The organism is Pseudonocardia sulfidoxydans NBRC 16205 (genome assembly GCF_007989085.1).
In the GTDB taxonomy this organism is placed as follows: Bacteria; Actinomycetota; Actinomycetes; order Mycobacteriales; family Pseudonocardiaceae; genus Pseudonocardia; species Pseudonocardia sulfidoxydans.
On sequence record NZ_BJVJ01000042.1, the window covers coordinates 13,385 to 32,487 of the forward strand.

Sequence of the window (19,103 nt, forward strand, 5' to 3'; positions counted from 1 at the left end):
ACAGGCTGTCCGGTCCGCGAGGCTCGGGCACCGTCGGTCGATCGGAGGACACCCGCGGGGTCCCCCGCACCCACCGGCCGACCGAGGGTGCGCAGGCGTGTTCGGGACGAACCTTCAGGCATCGGGGAAACAGCCCCGGGCCACAGGATCGGAGACCGGACCATGGACACGCCCTCCACCCCCACCAACCCCTTCGCCCCCATCGACCGCAACGGCTCCGCCCCCACCCGCACCGCCGGGCAGAACGCCGCCCGCGGTGTCGCGCTCCTCGTCGGCGCCGGACTCGCCGTCGCCCTGGGGACGAGCGCCCACACCGCCGCCGCCGTGTCGTTCCTGATGCTCGCCGCGCTGCTCCTCGTCGTCGGCGCCGTCGTGCAGGGGCACCGCTCCGGGCGTCGCCCGCTGCGGCTGGAGCAGTTCCGCCCCTCGGCCCCGATGGCCGGGAACCTTCCACTCGTCCGCTGACACTCGCACCGCCTCTCCGGGCCCGGCCACGTGCCGGGCCCGAGGCATGTCAGGGCTGTCCTCCGATCGACGGACACCGGCGTCGTCCCCTGCACCCACCGGCGGGCCGACGGTGCCGAGGCGGGATCGGGACGAACCTGGAGCCATCGGGAAGGACCCCCGGACCCAGCGAGGAGATCGCGTCATGAACGCCACCGTCACGCCCCCCGTCACCACCGGAACCCAGGGCGAGCCGCCGGAGCCGGCTCGTCGCCACCCCGGCGTCCGGCTGGCGGCGGTGCTGATCGGCGCGGGCATCGCGATCGTCTGTGCCGCAACGGTTCACATGGCGGTGGTGGTCGGTCTGCTGATGCTGGCAGCGGTGCTGTTCCTGCTCGACAGCCGGATGCACGACCACCGGACGGGCCGCCGCCCGCTGGACGACGCCGGGTTCGCGCCGGCACCGTCGTTCACCGGCACGTTCCCCGCCGACCGCTGATCAGCTCCGGATCTTCACGTCCCCGACGTAGAGCTTCCCGAGGACGACGACATGAGGATCACCCCGGTGCGGCACCGGAGTGATCTTGTTCGTCACGTTCCCGACGTGGACGCGGACCTCGTCGACGTCGACGCTGCCGCCCGGAGGGAGCCGCAGGTCGACGTCGCCGACCCACATGTCCACGTCGAGGGTGACGACCGGCGTCATGAAGCGGGCCTCGCGCAGGTCGAGCTTGACGTCGCCGAAGTGGGAACGCACCACGATCTTCGCCGGGACGAGCCAGTCGCCGTTGCGTGCCAGGTCGCCGTGGTTGCTGGTCCACTCGAGGATCTCGCGCGACCGGACCGCCTCGGCACCGGGCAGGTCGAGCAGGAGCCGGTTGAGATCGGCCCGCGTGACGGCGACGGCCGCGGCGCCGCTGCGGGTCTCGTACTCGTCGGGGCTCAGCCGGCCGGCCTCGAAGTGCGCCGCCAGCAGGCGCGCGACGTGTTCGCGTTCGGCGTGCGACACCCGCAGGTCCCGCGCAGCAACCTCGTCCCCCACCTGCCCACCGTAGCTCAGCAGAACGTGATGACGTTGCGGTCCAACGGCATCTGCCCGCGACGCTGGCTGGTGTCGGTCGAGGCCGTGTAGGGCAGCACCGGGTCGGGCTGGAGGGCGAGGACGTCGTCCCAGATGCGTTCGGTGACCTGGCCGTTGACGGTGAAGCACTCGAAGGCGAACGGGGTGCTGTCGGTCGGGAAGAAGGTCCCCTCGGTCATGACCTGGAAGTGCAGGTGCGGCGCGGTCGAGTTGCCGGAGCTGCCGATGTGGCCGAGGACGTCGCCACGCTTGACGGTCTGCCCGGTCTTGACCGCGACGCTGCCCGTCTTGAAGTGCGCGTACAGCAGATACACCCCGGGCGCGATCATGACGGTGACGTGGTTGCCGACGGTCTCCTTGATCGGCGGGATCGGCGGCGGGTCGGGCAGCGACGTGGTCTCGGCGAAGCCGTCGGTCGCGTCGACGACGACCCCGTCGGCGGCGGCGAGGGCGGGCTTGTCGTAGGCGTAGAAGCTGGTCGGCTTACTCGGGTCGCCGGTCCAGGCGCGGTGCTGGTCGTCGAGCAGGTACCAGTCGATGGCGTAGCGCTGCGGGACGAGGAGCCTGCCGTCGATGGGGGCGAGGCCGCGGCGGTGATGGGAGTCGTCGACGCAGCAGCCGTCGCTGGCGTACCAGGGGCCGCCGGCCATGACCGGGCCGAGGACGGGCGCCTTCGCGGTGCTGACCTCGACGCGCCCGACGGTCGACTCCAGTGGCCGGTCGCCCGCGGGGGTGGTCATGGTGGCGTTGACGCGGTGGGTGAGCGCGGCCGGCGGGGCACCGTCGACGGTGACGTCCAGCCACACGATGACGGTCGCCGCCCCGGGGACGGGCGGGGCGGCCGTCGGTGGGGGCGCCCCCTCCTCCGCGGCTGCACCGACGAGGTTGCTCGATGCGCCCAACGTCGCGCCGCTCATCGAGAGCAGGACGTTCTGGTTGCCGGCGTCGAGGACGTCGACCTTGTCGAGACGCAGCGGCGCCGACGTGGCGTTGGTGAGCAGCAGCTCGTAGGCCAGGTGGGTCTTGCCGTCGGTGCCGGTGACGGGTGCCGGGGTGGTGAGCGTCGTCGCGGAGACGGGGGTGAACGCCGTCGACGGATCGATGCCTCCCGTCGGGACCGGCGGGGCGGACGGCGGCGCCGACGATTCCGCCGCGGGCGACGATTCCGCTGCGGGCGACGGTGTGGGCGCGCCGGAGCACGCGACGAGGACGAGGGGCACGGCGAGGAGTGCCGCGAGCGAGCGGGCCAGACGACGACGTGCCGGCATCGATGCCTCCAGAGCGGACCCCCCGACCCGGTGCGAGCGTATGGCCGGTTCAACCTCGCGGGAAGATCTCGGGAACGGATCCGGCGCGAACAACCCGGCTGGTCGAGGACCGACGGCAGGTCAGGTGCGGAGCGTGTGTGCCGCAGCCCACGACGCACACCGACGGTCGACGGCGCAGGATCGACGGGTGACGTCGACGTGCGCCGCCGCGTGAGCGGCATCCCGGTCCGTGCCGACGCCCCGGCGGTGATGTCGCGCGGCCTCACGTTCCTGTTCGCGGTCGCGGGCGGCGCGGCCGTCGGCAACCTGTACTGGGCGCAGCCGCTGCTGGACTTCATCGCCGACGACCTGCACGCCCCCACGGCGCTCGCAGGCTGGCTCGTGACGGCGACGCAGGTCGGCTACGCGGCGGGCATCCTGCTGATCGTCCCGCTGGGCGACGTCCTCGACCGGCGACGGCTGGTCCCGCTGATGATGCTGTGCGCGACGGCGGCGCTCGTGGCGTGCGCGCTCGCGCCGTCGATGGGGTTCCTGCTGGCGGCCATCGCGCTGCTCGGGGTCACGACGGTCGCGGGGCAGATCCTGGCGCCGCTGGCGGGTGACCTGTCGGGTCCGGCGGTGCGCGGACGCGTCGTCGGTACCGTGATCTCCGGGATGCTGACCGGGATCCTGGTGTCGCGCACCATCAGCGGGCTCGTCGCGGGGGTCGCGGGCTGGCGGGCGATCTTCGCCGCGGCAGCGGTGCTGACCGCCGTGCTGGCGGTGCTGCTGTACCGGGCGATCCCGCGGCTGGAACCGAAGGCGCGGATGAGCTACCCGGCGCTGATCGCGTCGGTGGGCCGGGCTGTCGTGCACGAGCGGGTGCTGCGCTGGACACTGGTGATCGCGGCGACGGGCTTCGGGGTGTTCTCGATGTTCTGGACGGCGCTGACGTTCCTGCTCAGCGGCCCGCCGTTCCACCTGCCGGTGACGGTGATCGGGTTGGTCGGCCTCGCCGGGTTGGCGGGGGCGTTCGCGGCGCAGCGGGCGGGGCGGCTCCACGATCGCGGCTGGTCGCTGCAGGCCGGTGCGGTCGCGTGGGCGCTCGCGGTGGTGACGTTCGTGGTGTCGGCGTTCGCGGGACACTCGATCGTGCTGGTGCTGGTCGTCGTCGTGCTGCTCGACGTCGCGATCCAGGCGCAGAACATCCTCAACCAGGCGCGGGTGTTCGCGATCTCCCACGAGGCGCGCAGCAGGCTCAACACGGCGCTGGTGACGGGCACCTTCGTCGGTGGCGCCGTCGGGTCGGCGGCGGCGACACTGCTGTGGTCGGCGGGCGGCTGGACGGCGATCTCGGTCGCGGGCGCGGTGGCGAGCACGTTCGCGCTGGTGGTGTGGGCGATCGGGCGGCGCGGCCCGCTCGTGGCGGCGGGCGTCTAGGCGCGTACCCGCCCGTCATCGACGACCACGATCCGGTCCGCGACGCGCTCGACCAGCGGCAGGTCGTGGCAGATCAACAGGACGGTGGTGTCGTGGTCGTGGCGCAGGGCGTCGATCGCGGCGAGGAGGTGGTCGCGGTGCGCGGCGTCGAGGGCCGAGGTGACCTCGTCGCACACAAGGACGGACGGGTGGGCGAGCAGGGCGCGGGCGACGGCGGCCCGTTGCAGCTGCCCGCCGGACAGGGTGCCGGGCCGGCGGGCGGCGACCTCGGGTGCGACGCCGAGCCGGGTCAGCAGCTCGTGGGCCTCGTCGCGGGCCGCGGCGGTGGGGACGTTGCGTAGCAGCACGGCGGGCCGGGCGACCTGGTCGACGACGTTGCGGTGGGCGAGGAACGTCGCGCGCGGGTCCTGGTGGACGTACTGCACGGCGCGGCGCTGGGCGCGGCTTCGGCGCCCGATCCGGGCCGAGAGCAGCGCGCCGTCGACGCGGACGGTGCCGCGCGCCGGGGCGAGTCCGGCGACGCATCGCCCGAGTGTCGTCTTGCCTGCGCCGGAGAGTCCGACGACGCCGAGCAGCTCCCCGGCGCGGGCGTCGAGGTCGACGCCGTGCAGGACGGGGCGTCCGGTGCGGTCGGCGATCGCGAGGCCACGCACCTGCAGGCGGACGTCCCCGATGAGCCGTCCCGTCGGGACCTCGTGCGGCGCAGCGGGTCCGAGGAGCTCGGCGACGGTCCCGCGGGCGACGACACGGCCGTGGTCGAGCCGCATGGCGCGGCCGCCGAGGGCGCGGGCGACGTCGAGGTCGTGGGTGAGCAGGACGAGCGCGGTCCCCCTGGCGCGCAGGACGTCGAGGCGTTCGACGAGCTCGGCGGACGTCGCCGGGTCGAGTCCCGTGGTGGGTTCGTCGAGGACGACGACGTCGGGTCCGGTCACGAGGGTCTGCGCGAGCGCGGCGCGCTGCTGCTGGCCGCCGGAGAGCTGGTGGGGGAAGCGGCGCAACAGGGTCGGGTCGAACCGGGCGGCCTCGCACGCGTCGGCGATCGCGGTGGCGCGGCCCGCGCGGTCGCGGTGGCGCAGCGCGGCGAGTTCCCGCAGCACCGGCCCGACCCGCCGGACGGGGTCGAGCACGGCGCCCGGGTGCTGGGGCAGCAGCGCGACGCTTCCGCTCGGTCGTGAGCGGCGATAGTCGCGACAGCGACTATCGCCGCTCACAGAGAGCTCTACGCCCGGGGCGGACTCGCCCAGCAGCGCCAGGCCGAGGGTGCTCTTCCCGGCGCCCGACTCACCCAGGACAGCGAGGACCTCGCCGCGGTCGAGGACGAGGTCGACGTCGTGCAGGAGCCGGTGCTCCCCCGCATCGGCGCACAGCCCGGTGATCTCCAGGACGGTCACGATCGACGCTCCAGCAGGTCGTCGACCAGCAGGTTCGTGCCCGCGCACAGGGCGACCAGCAGCCCGGCGGGCAGCAGCACGACCGACGGGCGCAGGAACAGCGCGGTCATGTTCTGGTCGACGACGACCGCCCAGTCGACGACCAACGGGTCGAGCCCGACCCCCAGGAAGTTCGCCGACGACAGCAGCCCGACGACGCCGCAGACGCGGGTCGTGGCGTCGACGATCGTCGGCGGCAGCACGCGGCGCCCGGTCTCGACGATCCGCACCCGCCACCACGGCTCTCCGGTCATCGTCATGGTCTCGAGCGCGGCGAGGCACGCGGGTGCCGCCGCGGCGCCACGGACCAGCCGCACGACGTAGGGCAGCTGCACGAACGCCACCGCGAGGACGAGCCAGACGACGCTGCGCCGGCCCGTCGCGGCCAGGACCATGAGCACGAGCAGTGACGGCAGCGCGAGCAGCACGTCGAGCAGCCCGATCGTGACGGTCTCGACGATGCGGCCCCGCGCGGCCACGACCAGCCCGATCGGCATCGCGACCAGGTAGGCCAGCAGCAGCGCGGCCGCGGTGAGGGTGACGACGGTCGTCCCGCCCTGCAGCAGCAGCCCGAGCAGGTCACGGCCCAGGACGTCGGTCCCCAGCAGGTGTTCGGGGCTCGCAGCCTGCAGCGGGACGCCGCCCGCAGCCGTCGACGGGGCGAAGAACGGTCCGACGAGGGCTGCGAGCAGCGGGACCGCGAGCAGCACGACCCCGAGCACCCGCAGCGCGCGGCGGGTGACCGTGCCGCGCCGCCGCGCCCGCCGGGGTACGACGGGAGGGGGCTCGATACCGAGCACGGTCACAGGCGCACCGCCTGCGGGACGAGCTTCGCCGAGACGAGGTCGGCGGCCAGGTTCACCACGACCGTCGTCAGCGCGAACAGCACCGCGTAGCCCTGAACGACGGGCAGGTCGCGGGTCTGCACGGCCTGCACGAACCCGGACCCGACGCCGGGCAGCGCGAACAGCGCCTCGACGACGATCACCCCGCCGAGCAGCCCGTCGACGGTCCGGGCGAACTGCTGCACCGACGGCACGACCCCGCCCGGGAGGACGTGGCGCAGCACGACGGTGCGTTCGTCGAGCCCGAGCCGGCGCAGGTGCACGACGTGCTCGGCCGCGTCGGCCTCGACGACGCCGATCCGGACCTGCCGGGCGAGGCGGCTCAGCTGGTTGGACACGAGGACCGCGACGGGCAGCACCAGCATGGCGACGGTGAGTCCGGACAGCCCGACGGTGCCCGCGGCGGTCGCGGGGAGCCAGCCGAGCTGCAGCGCGAACAGCGCGACGAGCAGCAGCCCGAGCGCGAAGTCCGGGACGGCCTGGGCGACGGTCGTCGTCGCGGTGATGATCCGGTCGGCCGGGGAGCCGGGGCGGCGGCCGCCGTAGCAGCCGAGCGCCACCGCGAGCGGGACCAGCACGACGACGGCGAGGACGGCCAGCAGCACCGTCACCGAGAGCCGGTCCCCCATGTCGTCGACGACGGGCCGACCCGTCGCCAGCGAGGTGCCGAGGTCGCCGTGCAGCAGCCCGCCCGCCCAGTCCAGGAAGCGTTCCCCGACGGGTCGGTCGAGGCCGAGCTGCCCGCGCAGGGTGTCGATCTGGTCGACGGTGGCCAGCGGGCCGAGGACGACCTCGGCCGTGTCGCCGGGCAGGAACGTCGTCAGGACGAAGACACCCACGCAGACGACGACGAGCTGCAGCAGCGCGACGCCGATCCGCACCCCGGCCCGGGTGGTCACCCGAGCGACGCCTTGCTGAAGTTCGCCCAGTCGTAGGTGTTGGGCCGCGATCCCGACAGCCCCTTCACGTTGGCGCTCACGCCGACGTTCCAGTCGCTGATGCCCCACACGGGCGCGGCGACGGAGTCGTGGATGCGGGTGAGCGCGGTGCCGATCGCGGCGCTGCGCGTGGCCTCGTCGGAGCTGCTCAACGCCTCGTTGTAGAGGCGGTCGATCTCGGGGTCGTTCACCTTGCCGAAACTGTTGTCGATCATCGTCGACAGCTGGGTGGTGGCGATCCAGTTCTGGATCGGCAAGGTCCCGGTGCGCCCGAAGTGCATCGTCGCGTTCTTGCGGACGTCGGCGAAGTAGGTCTCCGGCGGCACGGTCTTGACCTGCACGGTCAACCCGATCTCGGCGAGCTGCGCGACGACGAGCTGCGTCGCCGACGCCCACGACGGGTCGGTGACGCCGGTGGACAGCTCGACCGTGGTGACACCGGACTCGCGGACGAGCGTCTTCGCCCGCTCGACGTCGCGGGTGCGCTGCGGCACCGCGTCCGGGTAGTACTGCAGGCCCGTGCCGAACATGTCGTTGCCCGGCCGGCCGCGGCCCAGCAGCGCGACCCGGGCGAGCGCCTCCCGGTCGAGGCCGAGGACGAGCGCCTCGCGCAGCCGCGGGTCGTTGAACGGCGGCCGGTCGTGCTTGACGTAGAGGAACTGGAACGCGGCGAGCGGCGCCACGAGGACGTTCGTCCGGGAGTCGGACTCGAGCTGCTGCGCGCTGGTGGCGCGGATGTCGTGGGCGTACTGGACCTGCCCGGACAGCAGGGCGCCGACGCGGGCACTCTCGTCGGCGACCGGGACGAACTCGAGCTCGTCGAGCAGCGGGGCGCCGTCCCAGTAGGCGTCGTTGCGCTTGTACAGCGCCGGGCCGCCGGGGGTGAACGAGACGAACCTGAAAGGACCGGATCCGACGGGTGCGGCGAAGTTCGTGGTGCCCTCGGGCACGATCTCGCTGCCCAGCGCGCCGAGCGCGACCGGGAACAGGAAGTTGGGTGCGCCGAGGACGATCTCCAGTTCGCGGTCGCCGATCGCGCGGCTGGCCGTGAAGTCGACCGTGCTGAACAGCGCGGCGGCGCTCGCGGTCGTGGCCGGGTCGGCGACGCGGCGATAGGTGTAGAGCACGTCGGCCGACCGCACCGGACGGCCGTCGTGGAACGTCGCGTCCTTGAGCGTGATCCGCCAGCGGGTGCCGGTGGCGTCGGCCTCCCACGACTCGGCGAGCCGCGGCGTGCACGACATGTCCTGCTCCCAGCGGCCCAGCGTGTCGAAGCACGCCTTGGCCCGGGCCTGGTCGACGAACTGCGGCAGCGTGGCCGGGTCGAGCGTCTCCGTGGACCCGCCGGCGACGAACGCGGCACGCAGGCGGCCGCCGCGCTCCCCCGACCCGCTCCCCTCGCCGCCACCGGTGCCGCAGGCCACCAGCGTGGCGGCGGCTGCACCCGCACCGGCGAGCCCGGCGAGGAACGAACGGCGGGAAACAGGCACGGGAACCTCCGGACGACTCCGTCGACAACGGAGGAATCGTAGAATGATCCAACTGAGCACCTGGTCAGATGTCGCCCGGGTCACCCGGGCCGAGGGGAGTCGTGAGGATGCTGAGCCGCGAGCGGGCCCTGTACTGGCTGGACCGTTGGGACCGCCAGCAGGAGCACTACATGCCCGACCGCGAGGAGCGGTTCGCGGTGATCGCCGACGTCGTCGACGTCCTCGTCGACCGGCCCGACCCGCTCGTCGTCGACCTCGGCATCGGGCCCGGTTCGCTGGCCGTCCGGCTGCTCGAACGCATCCCCGGAGCACGCGTCGTCGGCATCGACGCCGACCCACTGCTGCGCGGCCTCGCCGACCTCGCGCACGGATCCGACCGGCTGCGCACCGTCGCGGGCGATCTCCGGGAGGACAGCTGGTTCGAGACCCTGGACCTCGACCGGGCACCGGACGCGTTCGTCAGCACCACCGCGCTGCACTGGATGAACCGCGAACCGCTGCGCGCCCTGATCTCACGCTGCGGCGCCGAGGTCGCACCGGGCGGGGTGTTCGTCGACGGCGACCACCTCTACGAGGGCGAGACCGCACCCCGCCTCGACGCGCTGTCCAAGGTCCTCACCACCCGCCAGGCCGCCCGGACCGGGATCGACCGGCCCGAGGACTGGCAGGCGTGGTGGCGAGCCGTCGACGAGGCGCCCGAGCTGGCCGCGCTCGTCGAAGCCCGCGCCGGCGGTTTCGACCACGCCGTCGACGACAAGCCGACCGTCCACGACTACCTGCAGTTCCTGCGCGACGCAGGGTTCACCGAGACCGGCACCGTGTGGCAGCAGGGCGACGACCGGGTGATCGTCGGCCTGCGCTGAGCACAGACCCTCGCCGAGTTCGACGTCGGACTGGCCCCGATGGCTCGGGAACCAGGCTGGTGTCGAACGCGGCGGATGGGTCAGGCCGCGGCGGGGGTGATCGCCGCCATCGCGCTCATCAGCGACGTCGCCGGGTCGCCGATCGTCGCGGCGTCGGCCGTCGCGACGCGGGCGGCGATGCGCTCCCCCACCTCGGCCGTCGACGCCCCCATCGCCGCGCCGGAGAGCGCCGGCAGCTCCGCAACGACGTTCGCAGCTGCCGCCTCGCACGCCAGCGCGGCCTCGCGTTCCCCGAGCGAGGCCAGGCACAGCGCCGCCGACAACACCGCGGCGACCGGATTGGCCCAGCCCTTGCCCGCGATGTCGGGCGCCGAGCCGTGGACGGGCTCGAACATGCTCGGCGCCGAGCCCGTCGGGTTGAGGTTCGCGCTGGCCGCGAGCCCGAGGCCGCCCTGCACGGTGGCGCCGAGGTCACTGATGATGTCCCCGAACAAGTTGTCGGTGACGACGACGTCGAAGCGCTCCGGGCTCAACGGCAGGTGCTGGCACATGGCGTCGACGTGGACGTAGTCGCGCTCCACGTCCGGGTACCGCGCACCGACCTCCTCGACGACCTCGCCCCACAGCCGCCCGGCGTAGGTGAGGACGTTCGACTTGTGGCACAACGCGAGCCGTCCCCGCCGTGCCGCCGCGAGCCGGAACGCGACGTCGACGATCGAGCGGGTCGCGCCCGTCGTCGTCACCGACTGCTGCAGCGCAACGGCGTTGTCGCTGCCCTGGTGCACGAGGGCGCCGCCCCCGGCGTAGAGGCCCTCGGTGTTCTCCCGCAGGATCACCATGTCACAGCGCTGTGGCGTGATCCCACGGACCGGGCTCTGCACGCCCGGGTAGAGCCGGACCGGACGGACGTTGACCGACTGCGCCAGCGCCACCCGCAGCGCGAGCACGACGCCGCGTTCCAGGATCCCGGGCGCGACGCTCGGGTCACCGATCGCGCCGAGCAGGATCGCGTCGTGGCCGCGCAGCTGCTCCACCGTGGAGTCGTCGAGCGCGACGCCGGTGCGGTGGTAGCGGGCGGCACCGAGGTCGACGTCGCTGGTGGACAGGGTGAATCCGAACCGATCGGCCGCCGCCCGCATCGCAGCGAGGGCGGCAGCGGTGACGTCGGGGCCGATGCCGTCGCCACCGATGACGGCGACGTTGTGGGTGCGCATGCGGGTGTCCTCCAAGACAGGGACTACGGAAGTGCGGAGAACCGGCGGAAGGCCGCGCGGACCCCGTCCGGCGGCCGTCCTGCGGCCGTGAGCAGGGTGAGCAGGACGCGGGCCTTCGGGGCGTCGAGCGACCCGGCGCTGATGACGCCGCGGCGGGCCAGCTCCGTCTCCGATCCGGCGAACCCGGAGTACGTGGCGCGCAACGGTTCCCCGGAGTTGGCCCGCGACGCGAGCACCACCGGCACGGTCGCGAGCAGCTCCTCGAACGCCGGGTGCTCGGCGACGGCCGCGGGCAGGTGCCCACCCCCGAACCCGGCGACGACGAGCCCCGTGAACCCGTCCGCGACCACAGCGGGGAGCAGGGCCCCGTCGTCGCCCATGAACGTGGTGAGCAGCGCGACCCGCGCCGTCACCGGAACGGCAGGTGGCTCGACGCGCGGCGTCCGCGAGACCCGCATCGGGATCACCGGCACCCCTTCGGCGAGGTAGCCGACCGGCCCGATCGTCGGCGAGACGAACGCGGCCACGTTGCCGGAGTTGCCCTTGCGGGCGTAGCGCGCGGCGTGGATGTGGTCGTTCATCACGAGCAGCGCGCCCAGCCCGCGGGCCGCCGGCGACGCCGCCGTGGCGACGGCGGCGGTCAGGTTCGCCGGGCCGTCGGTACCGGGCTTGCTGGCGTTACGGATCGCGCCGGTCACCACGACGGGGACGTCGGAGTCCCACAGGAGGTCGAGGGTGAACGCGACCTCCTCGAGGGTGTCGGTCCCGCTCGTGACGACGACGCCGTCGAGTCGCTCGTCCCGGACGAACGCAACCAGCTCGGCGTGCAGCCGGACGGCGTCGTCGACCGTGATGTCCGGCGACGCCTTCGTCATGACAGTCCGCGCCTGCGGGTCGGCGATGTCGCGCAGCCACGGCGCGGCGTCGAGCAGGTCGGCCGCGCCGAGCCGGGGCGTGGCGGTGCCGTCCCCGGACGCGGTCGCGGCGATGGTCCCGCCGCACGCGGCGATCCCGATGCGGGGCAGTCCCATCACGCGTACCGGGGACCGGTGGTGATCGCGTCGGCGATCTTCCGGGGGACCACCTGGCCACCCGTCGGGTCGCCGACGAACTGCCCGTCGCGCGCGACGACCTTGCCGCGCAACAGGGTCAGCTGTGGCCACGCGGTGACGGCCCAGCCCTCCCACGGCGTGTAGTCGGACTCGTGCAGGTCGGTGTGGGTGATCGTCCGCTCGACCCCGGTCGACAGGCCGAGGATGTCGGCGTCGGACCCGACGGCCAGGAGGCCCTTGCGCGGGTAGAGGCCGTGGATCTTCGCCGCGTTGGCCGAGGTGGCCTCGACGTACTGCTGCAACGTCATGCCGCGCTTGCTGACCATCTCGGTGTAGAGCAGTGCCATCCGCGGCTCGAGCCCGGTGTTGCCGCCGACGACGTCGTCGACCCGGCGGCCCTGCGTCTTCACCGCGTAGGTGGTGGCCTGGGCGTCGGTGGCGAAGCAGGACAGGACGCCCTGCCCGATGCCCGACCACAGCCGCTCGGTGTCCTCGTGGTCCTTGAGCGACGGGTAGGTGTGGTACTTCATGCCGTCGGGCTCGCGGTAGTCGTGGTAGGTGTGCAGCGCGTACTGGTGCAGGGTCTCGCCGAACACCGGACGGCCCTCCGCCCGGGCCTCGGCCATGGCGTCGACGCCGGTCTTGGCGCTGACGTGGGCGAAGTAGATCGGGGCGTCGCCGACCTTGTGCGCCAACCGGATCGCGCGGCGGAACGACAGGTCCTCCGACAGCGAGTTGTGGACCTCGTGCAGGTTCGTGTACTCCATGCGGTCGTCCGCGAGGAGCTTGCGGTACATGTGCTGGACGATGTCGTCGTCCTCGGAGTGGATCATCGTGATGCCGCCGTTCTCCGCGGCGGTCTCAAGGATCTCCTGCAGCGAGCCGAAGTCGACCATCAGCGGGATGCCGCCGATCGGGGCGCTCGGGAACACGTTGGTGGTGAACACCTTGAAGCTCGGGAACCCGGCCTCGATCGCGCCCGGCATCTGGGCCAGCAGCTCGCGCCCGACCCCACCGCGGAGCACGACGTGAAACGAGAAGTCGATCGGGCTGACCTCCTCCCAGCGCCGCGAGAACCGCTCGATCCCGTCGGGGATGGCCTCACCGGGGTTCAGCCACACGAAGTCGATCAACGTCGTCGTGCCGCCGATGAGCGCAGCGGAGCCGACGACGTCCGGCCCGAACGAGACGGCCGGCTCGTGGCCCTCGTGCTCGATCGCGAGGTCGCAGTGCACGTGCGGGTCGATGCCGCCCGGGACGAGCGTCAGCCCGGAGACGTCGACGCTCTCGCGGGCCTCGGGCAACCCGCCGGGCGAGGTGAGCATCGAGATGCGGCCGTCGGCGATGCCGACGTCGAGCGCGGAGGTCTCGGTCGGGCCGACGACAAGTCCGCCGGTGAGCGCGAGGTCGAGCATGGTCACTCCTTCTCGTACGGGTTCGAGGCTCGTACCGGGTCGAGTCGGTCGTGAGCGGCGATGGTCGCTATGGCGACCATCGCCGCTCACAGGGGTAGTGGGGTCTCGGACAACGTGGCGTCGACGATCGTGTGCTTGTCCACGCGCGCCCCGCGGAGCTCGCCGAACAGCACGCCGTCCTTCACGATCAGCACCCGGTCGCACAGCTCGGCGAGTTCCTCGGGTGACTCACCGGCGGCGACAACGGCCGCACCGCGGTCGGCGGCCTCCCGCAGCCGGCGGTAGATGTCGAAGCGGCCGCCGACGTCGACACCCTGCGTGGGTTCGTGCAGCAGGATCAGGTCCGGGTCACCGGCGAGCCACTTCGCGAGGACCGTCTTCTGCTGGTTGCCGCCGCTGAGGGTGTTCATCTCGCGGTCGACGCCGCCGTGCAGGACGCCGGAGCCATCGACGAGCCGGCGCACCCAGTCGCGTTCCTCGCCCTCGCGCAGCAGGCCGCCGCGGAAGAACCGCCGCATGCGCGGCAGTGCCACGTTCTCCCGGATGCTGACCTCGCCGATCACGCCGAGGCGGGCGCGGTCGGCGGGGATGAGCACGATCCCGGCGGCGATCGCGCCGCGCGGGTCGAGCCCGGCGACGTCGATCCTCCTGTCCCCGATCGCGACGGTCCCGGAGCCGGGCAGGGCGCCGGCGAGGACATACGGCAGTTCGTCGAAGCCCGAGCCCGCGAGCCCGGTGACGCCGAGGATCTCCCCGCGGGCCACCGTGAACGAGATGCCCCGCAGGACGGCGCCGCTGACGTCGTCGAACGTGGCGGCGACCTCGCCGGTGGCCTGGTGGGTGTCGGGGGCGACGGCGGCGAGCTCGCGACCGACGATCAACCCGACGACGCGCCGCTCGTCGAGCGCGTCGGTGGGTTCGGTCGCGACGAGGCGGCCGCCGCGCAGCACCGAGATGGTGTCGGTCAGGGTGAGGACCTCGTCGATGCGGTGGGACACGAAGAGCACCGCGTCGCCGCCCGCGACGAACCCGCGGACCGCGTCGAAGAGGCGTTGCACCTGGTCGCGCGGCAGGTAGACGGTCGGCTCGTCAAGCACCAGCAGCCGCCCGCCCGGCGGCCCCTCGACCGAGGCGAGCGCCCGCACGATCGCGACGATCGCCTGCTCGACGGGCGGCAGGTCGCGCACCAGGGTGTCGAGCCGGATCGAGACACCGAACCGGGCCAGCTCCTCGCGCGCCTTGCGGGCCTCGTGGCCCCACCGGATCTGGCCGGCCCGTCCGGTGTCGAACGCGACGACGGCGATGTTCTCCAGGACGCTGAGGTCCTCGGCGAGCCCGAGCCCCTGGTGGACGAACGCCAGCCCGCTCGCCCGCGCCGCCGTCGGGCTCACCGGCAGCGCGAGCTTTTCGCCGTTGGACGTGATCGCCCCCGACTCCGGGGTGTTCACGCCGGCGAACGTCTTGATCAGTGTGGACTTGCCGGAGCCGTTGTGCCCCAACAGTCCGTGCACCTCGCCGCCGCGCAGCGTAAGGGTGACACCGTCGAGCGCGGTGGTCGAGCCGAACCGCACGGTCAGGTCGGTGACCTGCAGGACGTCGCTCATCCGCCACCCCCGGGTGGGTCGACGAAGAAGGCCCGCAGCCGGGCGGCCTCGTCGTCGGTGAAGAACACCGAGTAGTGCGCCAGGATCGTGTGGTGGTTCATCCGGGTGGCCGCGTGCTGCTCACCCGCCTCGATGTGCCGCACGAGCAGCTCGTGGCTCTCGATCGCCCGCGTCATGTAGTCCGACCTGCGGACCGGCGTGTCCATGTTGGTCGCGAGGTAGTTGCGCGCGGCGTTGCGGACGACGTCGTTCTGCACGGCCAGGAAGTTGCTGCCCGCCACCCGCGACACCCCCTCGTGGAACGCCGAGTCGGCCTTGAGGAAGTGCTGCATCCCGCGGGCCGCCCCGTCCTTCAGGTCCTGCACGAGCGACCACAGCTGCGCGACGCCGTCCGGGTCAACCCCGGACCGCGTCGCGGCCAGCCCGGCGAGGCTGCCCTCCGTCACCATCCGGAAGAAGATCAGCTCGTAGAGGGTCACCTGCCCGACGTTGAGCAGCGCCTCCATCGGCCGGTGCAGCAGCTCGGTGGAGAACGACACGACCTCGGGGCCGCGCCGGTCGCCGGGCCGGGACCGGACCATCCCGTTGCTCTGCAGGACGCGCAATGCCTCGCGCACCGTGGAGCGCCCGACCCCGAACTGCCGCATGAGCTCCCGTTCCGACGGCAGCCGGTCGCCCGGCCGGATCGCGCCAGAGCGGATCGCCTCGTCGAACTGCGCGACGATCGCCTCGTACGCTCTGACCGGCTTGACCTGGCTGAAGGGGCCCGGGTCGCTCATGCGTCGATTTCCTGTCTGTATGGGGGTGACTACTGGCCGACGCCCCACAGCTTCTTGTACCCGCTCTCGTAGTCGACGCCGTACCAGGTCGACTCGGGCGCGGAGAGGTCGATCTGCCCGATGTTCTGCGCCGTGAACATGCGCAGCCCGACCTTCGTGTCGTCGAGCACCTTCGAGCCGGTGACGATACGGATGAACTGGTCGGCGAGCGCCCAGCCCTCCCACGCCTGCGGCGACCCGACGTCGGCGGCGACGGTGTCGTTGTCCTTGAGGTTCTGCATGATCGACTTGGTGGCGTTGAAGCTGACGAGCTTCACGTCCTTCTTGCCGGACGTCTTGATCGCCGGGACCGCGAACGTGGCCATGCCGTCGTAGACCGGGACGACGTACTTGATGTCCGGGTGGCTGTTGAGCGCCGAGTTGACCTGCGTCGTGATCTTGGTCTGCCAGTCGGCGACGGGCACGTCGTCGACGGTCAGCGAGCAGTTCGGGCACGCCGCCTTCAGCGTGTCCTGGAAGCCGTCGACGATCGCCTTCGAGTTGCTGACGTCCGAGGCCGAGATGAACTCGACGCCCACCGCCGCACCCTTGGAGTCGGAGACGATGAAGTTCGCCATCGCCGCGCCCGCGTCGGTGTAGGGGTAGGTGACCTGCGCGGCGACGTTCTTGGGCAGCTGCGCACCCGGGTCGCCGTACTGCACGACGATCACCTTGATGCCGGCGACGGCCGCGGCCTGGATCGGGCCGGCGACGAGATTCGGGTCGATCGCGTAGAGCGCAATGACGTCAGCCTTGTCGGCGATCGCGGCCTGGATGCCGCGGGTGTACTCGGTGACCGAGCCCTTGCCGTCGTACGTCTTGACGGTCGCGCCGACCAGGCCTAGGGCCTGGGTCGTGGCCGCGTCGCTGACCTGGACGAGCGGGATCGACGACGAGATGTCGATGATCCACAGCTTCTTGCCGGAGGCCGCCGCGGGATCGACCTTGTCGGCGTCGGTGAGCCCGAACCTCGGCGGCGCGCTGAGCGCGGTCGTGGAGTCCATAGCCTCTTGCACCGCGGCCGGGTCAGCGGCGCCACCGGAGTCGCCTCCCGATCCGCCTCCCTGGCCGCCGCAGGCGGCGAGCACGGTCAGTGCGGCGGCGGTGGCGAGCGCCCCGAGCGCCCTGGTCGCGCCGCGGCGACGTTGCTGCGGTCCTGTTCTCATTGCTGCTCCTCACCGGGACGGACGGGAACTGCGGGGACGTGCTCCGGGCCCGGCGCCGTGCCGGGGCCGTGGTTCGGATGGCCCACCGGCCGGTTCATCGGCGTCGTCTTGCGAGCAGGCTCAGCGCGACGGCAGCGAGCAGGATGGCGCCGTAGAAGACGTCCTGGACCCACGACGGCGCGCCCAGCAGCTGCATACCGGTGACGCCCGTGATCAGGAAATAGACGGCGATCACGGTGCCCCAGACGTTGAGCCGACCGGGGGTGACGGCGGTGGCGCCGAGGAAGATCGCCGCGAACGCCGGCAGCAGATAGGGCGCGCCGATGGTCGGACCCGAGGCGCCCAGCGACGCGGCGAGCACGACGCCGGCGAACGCGCTGACGACACCCGACACTACGAGCGCCGTAACCCGCACGCGGCCCACACGGATGCCGGAGAGCCGGGCGACATCGCGGTTGGAGCCGACGAAGAACAGGTATCGGCCGCCCGGGGTCCACCGCAGTACGTACCAGGCGATCAACGCCATCGCTATCGCGACGTAGAACGGCGTCGGGATCGCGAGGACGGAGTGCTGCCCGAGGTCGACGAAGCCCTGGTCGAGTCCTGAGATGGTCGAGTTGGAGATGGCGTAGGTAACGCCGCCGAGCAGTGTCGCCATGCCGAGCGTGGCGATCAGCGACGGCACGCCCGCGATGACGATGAAGAACGCGTTGAGCAGGCCGACGACGAGTCCGATGACCAGCGCGACCAGGATCGCGACCCAGATCGGCAGGTCGAGCACCGCGTTGAAGAAGCCAACGACGGTGAGCGAGAGGCCCAACATCGCACCCACCGACAGGTCCCATTCGCCGGCGATGACGGGAAACATCAGACCCAGCGCGAGGATCAACAGGACAGCCTGCGAACCGAAGATGTTGCCGATGTTCTGAGCCACAAGGAACCGGCCGGGGGCGAGGATCGTGAACGAAACGATCATGACGATCCAGACGGCGACCAGGCCGTAGCGCGTCGCGATGTCGCGCACAGCACGCATCCCAGCAGGCCCGGCCTCTGCATCGGTCCGCGGTTCCGGCCGTTCCTTCGTGGTGTTCGTGGTCCCACCGTCGTTCACGGGTCGCTCCCCGGCTCGCTCGACGTCCACCTCGGCTACTGGTCTGACCAGTAGCCTTACTATGTCGAGCCGCTTGAGTACCGTCACCGTCCATTCGAGTGGCAGTGTGCTGTTAGTCACCGATGCTCCGCCGAGTTCGGCGTGAGCCTGCTCCCGCCCGAGGTACCCGGCACCTCCGGATTGATGAGGTCGAGCGGATCCGCGACTGTGTTGTGGTCGGCGCGACGCGGGCGGAGGCCGCAGGAGTTCGACGCCGGATCCTGCGGGTCGGGCCGTCGGGTCGGCGTCAGACGTCGAGGCGCTGGGTGATCGTCGTTGCGCCCGGGCCGGTGAGGTCGTCCAAGTACGCGCGACGGCCCGCCATCACCATGACCAGCGCAAGAGTCGGGCCGCTGACCAGCGGGCCGTCGCCCGCGGTGAAGGGGCCGTCGGTCGCGTCCAGACGCAGGCCCTTCGACACCGTGGCGCTGGCGACGGCGAAGTCGCGGGCCGCGAAGAACGTCGCGACGGCCATCAGCGACTCGACCGGGAACGTGTGCTCGATGCCGAGCGGGCGCCGGATGTCGTGGGCGTGCACGACGACCTCGCCCAGCCACGCCGCGGTGTGTCCCGACGCCGCGGTCTGCCGGTCGACGACCGCGCGGAACCGCTGCAATGTCTCGGCTGGCGTGGCACCGCGGTACTCGGCGAGGCGACGCGCGTTGTGCACGTCGGAGTCGAAGCGGGCCCCCACCATGCTGCGGATCCACGCCCAGCGGCCGATGCTCGCCGCCGACGTCAGGTGCGGGACGACCTCTTTACCGTCCAGGCGCCGCACAGCGACGGGCGTGCCCAGTCCTCCGGGGCCAGGTCGGCGAGATCGTCGGCGAGTACACCCCGCTCGGTCCGGATCGCGTCCCACAGAGCATCACGGCTGCGCACGTCGGTCATGCCCGTCCGACCGCA

General features: G+C 72.3%; 19 protein-coding genes. 4 read left to right on the forward strand and 15 right to left on the reverse strand.

Annotated features, from left to right (window positions below):
• The first annotated feature begins 162 nt into the window (after window positions 1-162).
• Together PSU4_RS19240 and PSU4_RS19245 are read left to right on the forward strand one after the other, a co-directional pair.
• Window positions 163-465, forward strand: coding sequence for a hypothetical protein (locus tag PSU4_RS19240; RefSeq protein WP_147110237.1), 303 nt, complete (start codon window positions 163-165; stop codon window positions 463-465).
• A 184-nt stretch (window positions 466-649) separates the two neighbouring features.
• Entirely contained in the window at window positions 650-943 is a 294-nt protein-coding gene (locus tag PSU4_RS19245; protein WP_147110239.1) for a hypothetical protein, read from the forward strand.
• Here PSU4_RS19245 and PSU4_RS19250 read toward each other — a convergent pair whose 3' ends face one another.
• Together PSU4_RS19250 and PSU4_RS19255 are read right to left on the reverse strand one after the other, a co-directional pair.
• Entirely contained in the window at window positions 944-1,486 is a 543-nt protein-coding gene (locus PSU4_RS19250) for a DUF1707 SHOCT-like domain-containing protein (protein WP_147110241.1), read from the reverse strand.
• 14 nt (window positions 1,487-1,500) lie between these two features.
• A complete protein-coding gene (locus PSU4_RS19255; RefSeq protein ID WP_147110243.1) occupies window positions 1,501-2,793 on the reverse strand; it encodes a M23 family metallopeptidase in 1,293 nt (430 codons plus the stop codon).
• A 210-nt stretch (window positions 2,794-3,003) separates the two neighbouring features.
• On the opposite strand from PSU4_RS19255, the gene PSU4_RS19260 reads away from it, so the two are divergent.
• Window positions 3,004-4,212: an MFS transporter gene (locus PSU4_RS19260; RefSeq protein ID WP_147110245.1), complete on the forward strand. Its 1,209-nt coding sequence runs from the start codon at window positions 3,004-3,006 to the stop codon at window positions 4,210-4,212.
• Here the strand turns inward: PSU4_RS19260 and PSU4_RS19265 are convergent.
• From PSU4_RS19265 to PSU4_RS19280, 4 genes are read right to left on the reverse strand one after another with little or no spacing between them, the layout of a single operon-like run.
• Window positions 4,209-5,603 carry an ABC transporter ATP-binding protein gene (locus PSU4_RS19265; protein WP_147110247.1) on the reverse strand — a complete coding sequence of 465 codons (1,395 nt, stop codon included), beginning with the start codon at window positions 5,601-5,603 and terminating at the stop codon, window positions 4,209-4,211. The two genes, PSU4_RS19260 and PSU4_RS19265, sit on opposite strands and share 4 nt — an antisense overlap.
• On the reverse strand, window positions 5,600-6,448 hold the full coding sequence (locus PSU4_RS19270; protein WP_246115215.1) for an ABC transporter permease subunit: 849 nt from the start codon (window positions 6,446-6,448) through the stop codon (window positions 5,600-5,602). The genes PSU4_RS19265 and PSU4_RS19270 overlap by 4 nt, the downstream gene beginning before the upstream one ends.
• On the reverse strand, window positions 6,445-7,386 hold the full coding sequence (locus PSU4_RS19275) for an ABC transporter permease (protein ID WP_147110249.1): 942 nt from the start codon (window positions 7,384-7,386) through the stop codon (window positions 6,445-6,447). The genes PSU4_RS19270 and PSU4_RS19275 overlap by 4 nt, the downstream gene beginning before the upstream one ends.
• A complete protein-coding gene (locus tag PSU4_RS19280) occupies window positions 7,383-8,915 on the reverse strand; it encodes an ABC transporter substrate-binding protein (RefSeq protein WP_147110251.1) in 1,533 nt (510 codons plus the stop codon). The genes PSU4_RS19275 and PSU4_RS19280 overlap by 4 nt, the downstream gene beginning before the upstream one ends.
• 107 nt (window positions 8,916-9,022) lie before the next feature.
• Here PSU4_RS19280 and PSU4_RS19285 point away from each other — a divergent pair, with 107 nt between their 5' ends.
• The gene (locus PSU4_RS19285) at window positions 9,023-9,778 is read left to right on the forward strand and encodes a class I SAM-dependent methyltransferase (RefSeq protein WP_147110318.1); all 756 of its coding nucleotides are present in this window, start codon (window positions 9,023-9,025) and stop codon (window positions 9,776-9,778) included.
• Window positions 9,779-9,858: 80 nt separating this feature from the next.
• On the opposite strand, the gene PSU4_RS19290 is transcribed toward PSU4_RS19285, so the two are convergent.
• From PSU4_RS19290 to PSU4_RS32500, 9 genes are all read right to left on the reverse strand, one after another.
• The gene (locus tag PSU4_RS19290) at window positions 9,859-10,992 is read right to left on the reverse strand and encodes a 3-isopropylmalate dehydrogenase (RefSeq protein ID WP_147110253.1); all 1,134 of its coding nucleotides are present in this window, start codon (window positions 10,990-10,992) and stop codon (window positions 9,859-9,861) included.
• Window positions 10,993-11,015: 23 nt separating this feature from the next.
• Window positions 11,016-12,023, reverse strand: a complete 1,008-nt coding sequence (locus tag PSU4_RS19295; RefSeq protein ID WP_147110255.1) for an asparaginase — start codon at window positions 12,021-12,023, stop codon at window positions 11,016-11,018.
• Window positions 12,023-13,459 (reverse strand): amidohydrolase family protein, encoded by a 1,437-nt coding sequence (locus PSU4_RS19300; RefSeq protein ID WP_147110257.1) that lies wholly within the window; start codon window positions 13,457-13,459, stop codon window positions 12,023-12,025. The genes PSU4_RS19295 and PSU4_RS19300 overlap by 1 nt, the downstream gene beginning before the upstream one ends.
• Before the next feature lie 86 nt (window positions 13,460-13,545).
• Window positions 13,546-15,063 (reverse strand): sugar ABC transporter ATP-binding protein, encoded by a 1,518-nt coding sequence (locus tag PSU4_RS19305; RefSeq protein ID WP_147110259.1) that lies wholly within the window; start codon window positions 15,061-15,063, stop codon window positions 13,546-13,548.
• Window positions 15,060-15,842: a FadR/GntR family transcriptional regulator gene (locus PSU4_RS19310; RefSeq protein ID WP_147110261.1), complete on the reverse strand. Its 783-nt coding sequence runs from the start codon at window positions 15,840-15,842 to the stop codon at window positions 15,060-15,062. Before PSU4_RS19310 ends, PSU4_RS19305 begins: the two co-directional genes overlap by 4 nt.
• Before the next feature lie 29 nt (window positions 15,843-15,871).
• On the reverse strand, window positions 15,872-17,047 hold the full coding sequence (locus PSU4_RS19315; RefSeq protein WP_147110262.1) for a sugar ABC transporter substrate-binding protein: 1,176 nt from the start codon (window positions 17,045-17,047) through the stop codon (window positions 15,872-15,874).
• Between the two features lie 94 nt (window positions 17,048-17,141).
• On the reverse strand, window positions 17,142-18,158 hold the full coding sequence (locus PSU4_RS19320; protein WP_147110264.1) for an ABC transporter permease: 1,017 nt from the start codon (window positions 18,156-18,158) through the stop codon (window positions 17,142-17,144).
• Window positions 18,159-18,444: 286 nt separating this feature from the next.
• The gene (locus PSU4_RS19325; protein WP_246115216.1) at window positions 18,445-18,975 is read right to left on the reverse strand and encodes a maleylpyruvate isomerase family mycothiol-dependent enzyme; all 531 of its coding nucleotides are present in this window, start codon (window positions 18,973-18,975) and stop codon (window positions 18,445-18,447) included.
• Window positions 18,936-19,088, reverse strand: a complete 153-nt coding sequence (locus PSU4_RS32500) for a maleylpyruvate isomerase N-terminal domain-containing protein (RefSeq protein ID WP_246115217.1) — start codon at window positions 19,086-19,088, stop codon at window positions 18,936-18,938. Before PSU4_RS32500 ends, PSU4_RS19325 begins: the two co-directional genes overlap by 40 nt.
• Window positions 19,089-19,103 lie beyond the last annotated feature (15 nt).